This is a genomic window from Streptomyces sp. MBT65 (genome assembly GCF_016612545.1).
Lineage (GTDB): Bacteria > Actinomycetota > Actinomycetes > Streptomycetales > Streptomycetaceae > Streptomyces.
The window spans coordinates 1-5538 of sequence record NZ_JAENRY010000419.1 but is presented as its reverse complement, the minus strand read 5'-3'; the positions used below and the strand labels follow the sequence as shown (position 1 = coordinate 5538).

Genomic DNA, 5538 nt, shown 5'->3' with positions numbered 1-5538 from the left:
TCGCCGCGCTGCTCGGCGGGGACCGGTGGATCGTCGTGCGGGCCCGGCCCGACGCGCACGCGCCCGACCCCGTCACCGCGTCCGCGCTGGGCGCCGCGCTCGGTTCCGCGCTGATCGACCTGGCGCCGGACGTCGTACGGGTCCTGGTCCCCGCCGATCGTGAACCCGGCCCGCAGCCCGGCTGGACCCTGGGGGTCAGTGCCGCCGTGGCTCCGCAGGACTGGTCCGCCGCCGACACCCAGGCGGCCCGCGCGCTGGCCCGGGCCCGCGCGACCCGCGCCCCACTGGTCCGGCACGGCGCATCCGGCCGCGCCGGTCTCGCCGAGCTGGTCCCGCACGAGGAGGCCGAGGCGCATGCCCGCACCCTCCTCGCGCCGCTCGCCGCGCAGCCCGCGCTCGTCGAGACCCTGCGCACCTGGCTCTCCCTGCACGGGAGTTGGGACCGTACGGCGGTCGCGCTGGCCGTGCACCGCAACACCGTGCGGCAGCGGATCACGCGGTGCGCGGCGCTGCTGGGCGCGGACCTGGACGATCCGGACGTACGGATGGAGCTGTGGTTCGGCCTGCGGCATCTGTGAGCGGCCGGAGTGAGTGATCCACATCCCAGCGTGCGGGACACCGGGCAAGGGCACAGTCCACTGCTCCACAATGGGAGGCATGCCGATACCCGGGACCCCCAGCCGCGCCGAGCTCGTCGATCACCTTGTGAAGACCCGTATCGCGGGCGACGTAGCCACGCCCCGCGAGAACAACCTCTCCCACTACCGCAAGCTCGCGAACGGCGACCGCCACTACTGGCTCGGCCTGGAGCTCGGCAGCCGCTGGTCCGACGAGCAGGACGTGCTCGCGGTGATGGCGGAGCGGGTGGGGGTCAACGACGATCCCGAGTACCGCTACGGCCAGGACACCATCGCCCCTGAGCTGACGATCGCGGGGCTCGACCGGCTGGCGGCGCGGCTGCGCAAGGCGGCCGACGGGCAGCAGCGGGTGCTGTTCGCGACCGGTCACCCCGGTGGCCTGCTCGATGTGCACCGGGCCACGGCCGCCGCGCTGCGCACGGCCGGCTGCGAGATCGTGGTGATCCCGGAGGGCTTGCAGACGGAGGAGGGTTACGTCGTGCAGTTCGCGGACGTGTCCGTCCTGGAGCACGGGGCGACGCTGTGGCACACGCACTCCGGTGAGCCGATGAAGGCGATCCTCACCACCCTGGAGCGCGAGGGCCGCCCGCTGCCGGACCTGGTCGTCGCCGACCACGGCTGGGCGGGCTACGCGGGCCGGCACGGCGTCGACTCCGTCGGCTACGCGGACTGCAACGACCCGGCGCTCTTCCTCGCCGAGTCGGAGGGCACCGTCCAGGTGGCGGTCCCGCTCGACGACCATGTGGTCAGCCCCCGGCACTACGACCCGATGACGGCGTATCTGCTGGCGGAGGCGGGGCTCGACTGAGGGGCCCCGCCCAACTCCCTTGTCACGGCCAGGGGTTGAGCCCCTCCGCCCGGCGCTGCGCGTACCCCGGTGTCGGGTCCAGATAGACCCGGTTCACCGAGGGGAACGCCTCCCGCAGTCGCTGCTCGGCCTGTTCGCAGGCCCACTCGATCTGCGCGGCCGTGGACACGTCCCGGAAGTCGACCTTCGCCGCCACCAGCGCCTCGCGCGGGCCCTGCACGAGGGTCGTCAACTCCAGTACGGCCTCGATGTGTTCGACGGCGAGGAGTTCCTCGCGGATGCGGTCCCGCATGGCCTTGGGCAGCGGGCGGCCGATGAGGAGTTCCGCGTTGGAGCGGCCGAGCACCCAGGCGACGTAGAGCAGCAGGGCGCCGATGCAGAGGGACGCGAGGCCGTCCCAGACGCCGGAGCCGGTGAGCTGGCCGCCGAGCAGGCCGCCGGCCGCGAGGACCAGACCGACGAGGGCGGCGGAGTCCTCCAGCACCACGGCCTTCACCGCGGTGTCGGGGGTGTAGCGGAGGTAGCGCTTGAAGGAGGCGTCGAAGCGGGCCGCCTCGCCGCGCGCCTGGCGTACGCCCGTCCGCAGGGAGTAGCCCTCCAGGAGGAAGGCGACGCCGAGCACGATGTACGAGATGAGCGGGTCGCCGAGGTCCTCGCCGGCGACGAGGGTGTGGACGCCGTCGTAGATCGAGAAGACCGCGCCGCCGACGAAGGTGGCGACGGCGGCGAGCATCGCCCAGATGTAGCGCTCGGGGCCGTAGCCGAGGGGGTGTTCCTCGTCGGCGGGTTTCTCGCTGCGTTTGAGGGCGGTGAGGAGGAGGAGTTCGGTGACGGTGTCGGCGACCGAGTGCGCGGCCTCCGAGAGCATCGCGCTGGAGCCGCTGATGACGCCGGCGACCGCCTTGGCGAGCGCGATCCCCAGGTTGGCGACGGCCGCGACGATCACCGTGGCGGTGGACTCGCCGCCGCCCTCGGTCTCCGCTGTCCCCTCGGTTTCTGTCATGGCCTCAGTCTTCCCGAGGAACCCGGACCACGCCCTCCTGGATGACGGAGACGGCCAGTTGACCGTCCTGGGTGTAGATCCGGGCCTGCCCGAGGCCGCGCCCGCCGTACGCCGACGGCGACTCCTGGTCGTAGAGCAGCCACTCGTCGGCGCGGAACGGCCGGTGGAACCACATCGCGTGGTCGAGCGAGGCGCCGACGACATCCCCTACGGCCCAGCCGCCGCGGCCGTGCGCGAGGAGGATCGAGTCGAGGAGGGTCATGTCGGAGACGTACGTCGCGAGGACTACGTGGAGAAGAGGGTCGTCCGCGAGCTTGCCGTCGGTGCGGAACCAGACCTGGGAGTGCGGTTCGCGCGGCTCGCCGAACCTGCCGTACGGCGGGTCGTCGACGTAGCGGAGGTCGATCGCCTGGCGCGCCTCCAGGAATCGTTCAACGATTCCCTGATCGAGGTGGTCGTAGCCGAGCAGCCGCTCGCGGCCGGTGGGGACCGTCTCCGGGTCGGGCGCGGGCGGCATGGGGGTCTGGTGGTCGAGGCCTTCCTCGTACGTCTGGAAGGACGCCGACAGCGCGAAGATCGGCCGGCCGTGCTGGACGGCGACCGCGCGGCGGGTGGTGAAGGAACGGCCGTCGCGCATGCGCTCGACGTTGTAGACGATGGGCGCGCCGGGGTCACCCATGCGCAGGAAGTACGCGTGCAGGGAGTGGGCGTGGCGGTCGGCGGGGACCGTGCGCCCGGCGGCGACCAGTGCCTGCGCCGCGACCTGGCCCCCGAAGACGCGGGGGACGACGGCGGAGCGGGACTGGCCGCGGAAGATGTTCTCCTCGATCTGCTCGAGGTCGAGCAGATCGAGGAGATCCTGTAGTGCCTGGTTCATGGCGTCCAGTTGTACCGGGCCGGAATTGCCGGGACCTTACAGGCCCATGTCCTTGGCGATGATCGTCTTCATGATCTCGCTGGTGCCGCCGTAGATGCGGTTGACGCGGTTGTCCGCGTACAGGCGGGCGATCGGGTACTCGTTCATGAAGCCGTAGCCGCCGTGCAGCTGGAGGCAGCGGTCGATCACGCGGTGGGCGACCTCGGTGGTGAACAGCTTGGCGCTGGCCGCCTCGGCGGGGGTCAGCTCACCGGCGTCCAGGGCCTCGGTCGCGCGGTCGACGACGGCCTCGGCCGCGTCCACCTCGGCCTGGCAGGCGGCCAGTTCGAACTTGGTGTTCTGGAACGCGGCGACCGGCTGGCCGAAGACGACACGGTCCTGCACGTACTGCTTGGCGAACCGGACGGCGGCCTTGGCCTGCGCGTAGGCGCCGAAGGCGATGCCCCAGCGCTCGGAGGCGAGGTTGTGGCCGAGGTAGGAGAAGCCCTTGTTCTCCTCGCCGAGGAGGTCCTCCACGGGGACCTTGACGTCGACGAACGCCAGCTCGGCGGTGTCGGAGGTCTTCAGGCCGAGCTTGTCGAGCTTGCGGCCGACCGAGTAGCCCTCGGCCTTGGTGTCCACCACGAAGAGGGAGATGCCGTGACGGCGGTCCTCCTTGGAGGGCGCGTCGGTGCGGGCGCAGACGATCATGCGGTCGGCGTGCACACCGCCGGTGATGAAGGTCTTGGCGCCGTTGAGGACGTAGTGCGTGCCGTCCTCGGAGAGCTTGGCGGTGGTCTTCATGCCCGCGAGGTCGGAGCCGGTGCCCGGCTCGGTCATCGCGATGGCCCACATCTCCTCGCCGGAGACGAACTTCGGCAGGTACTTCTTCTTCTGCTCGTCGTTGGCGAGCAGCTTGATGTAGGGCAGGCCCAGCAGGACGTGCACACCGGAGCCGCCGAAGGAGACACCCGCGCGCGCGGTCTCCTCGTAGAGGACGGCCTCGAACTTGTACGAGTCGATGCCCGCGCCGCCGTACTCCTCGTCGACGCGGATGCCGAAGACGCCGAGTTCGGCGAGCTTGTAGTAGAACTCGCGCGGCGCCTGGCCGGCGGCGAACCACTCGTCGTAGACGGGCACGACCTCGGCCTCGATGAAGGCCCGGAGGGTCTCCCGGAACGCCTCGTGGTCCTCGTCAAACACCGTACGGCGCACCGCCGCCACCTCCAGCTAGCCCAGGGTCCATATCTAAGCGCTTGCTCAGAACATCACGGTACCGGCGAGTAGGGGGAGCGTCCAGCGGAACGACCACGTAACGCTCGTCACGCCGACGGCAGGCCTCAGCCCGGCTTGACCGCCAGCGTCGCGAAATAGTGCGACAGGTAGGAAGCGGACGCGTCGGACTGGTGCGGCGCTTCCGTGAAGCCGGTGAGGGCGAACCCCGCGGCGAGCTGCCCGCCGATCTGGTCGGTGAGGGTGTGGCCGTACTCGAGAGGGGCGTCGGCGCCGAACTTCGTGGCGCGTTCCTCGGCGGAGTAGTGCGTGACATCGCTGTAGGGCAGCTTGTGCACGACGATCAGCTCGCCGCGCTCGTCGAGCGCCTCGTGGTCGAACAGGTACACATCGGGGTTGAGAAAGCCCGCGAGCAGAGTTCCGCCCGGCCGCAGGACGCGGAAGCACTCACGCCACACCGGCGCCAGGTCCGGCGCGAACAGGTTGGAGACCGGATGGAACACGACGTCGAACGCCGCGTCGCCGAAGGCGCCGAGATCGCGCATGTCGCCCAGGACGGTGCGCAGTTCGAGTCCGTCGCGTGCCGCCACCATCCGGTCCTGGCCGAGCTGGCGGGGTGAGTTGTCGAACACGGTGACCCGCGCGCCCGCGGCGGCGAGGATCGGACCCTGCTGGCCGCCGCCGGAGGCCAGGCACAACACGTCCTTGCCGGTCAGGTCCGCCGGCAGCCAGGAGCGGTCGACCGGCTCATGCCCGACGAGGACGACCGACCAGTCGCCCGTGCGGGCGCGCTCGACAGCCTCGGCACTCACCGGCCTCGACCACTCGTTGCCCTCCTGGACGTACTTGTCCCAGGCCGCCCGGTTGTGGGCGACGGGGTCGACACCCTTGTCCTGCACGTTCAACTCCCTGCACCAGCCAAGCGGACACCTGCGGCACCGACAGTTCGATGCCGCCGGTCAACACGATGACAGAGTGCCGCCGGCCCCACCCCTCACCC

General features: G+C 71.0%; 6 protein-coding genes. 2 read left to right on the top strand and 4 right to left on the bottom strand.

Annotated features, from left to right (window positions below):
* Together JHN63_RS46855 and JHN63_RS46850 are read left to right on the top strand one after the other, a co-directional pair.
* A partial coding sequence (locus JHN63_RS46855; RefSeq protein ID WP_200691240.1) for a CdaR family transcriptional regulator occupies nucleotides 1-578 on the top strand: 578 nt, incomplete at its 5' end.
* A gap of 79 nt (nucleotides 579-657) precedes the next feature.
* Nucleotides 658-1446 (top strand): phosphatase, encoded by a 789-nt coding sequence (locus tag JHN63_RS46850; RefSeq protein ID WP_200691239.1) that lies wholly within the window; start codon nucleotides 658-660, stop codon nucleotides 1444-1446.
* Nucleotides 1447-1468: 22 nt separating this feature from the next.
* Here JHN63_RS46850 and JHN63_RS46845 read toward each other — a convergent pair whose 3' ends face one another.
* The 4 genes from JHN63_RS46845 to JHN63_RS46830 all read right to left on the bottom strand — a co-directional run bounded on the left by JHN63_RS46845 (nucleotide 1469) and on the right by JHN63_RS46830 (nucleotide 5437).
* Entirely contained in the window at nucleotides 1469-2449 is a 981-nt protein-coding gene (locus tag JHN63_RS46845; protein WP_200691238.1) for a cation diffusion facilitator family transporter, read from the bottom strand.
* A gap of 4 nt (nucleotides 2450-2453) precedes the next feature.
* Nucleotides 2454-3326, bottom strand: a complete 873-nt coding sequence (locus JHN63_RS46840; RefSeq protein WP_200691237.1) for an acyl-CoA thioesterase II — start codon at nucleotides 3324-3326, stop codon at nucleotides 2454-2456.
* A gap of 36 nt (nucleotides 3327-3362) precedes the next feature.
* The gene (locus tag JHN63_RS46835) at nucleotides 3363-4520 is read right to left on the bottom strand and encodes an acyl-CoA dehydrogenase family protein (RefSeq protein ID WP_200691236.1); all 1158 of its coding nucleotides are present in this window, start codon (nucleotides 4518-4520) and stop codon (nucleotides 3363-3365) included.
* 125 nt (nucleotides 4521-4645) lie between these two features.
* Nucleotides 4646-5437: a class I SAM-dependent methyltransferase gene (locus JHN63_RS46830; RefSeq protein WP_200691235.1), complete on the bottom strand. Its 792-nt coding sequence runs from the start codon at nucleotides 5435-5437 to the stop codon at nucleotides 4646-4648.
* Nucleotides 5438-5538: the final 101 nt, after the last annotated feature.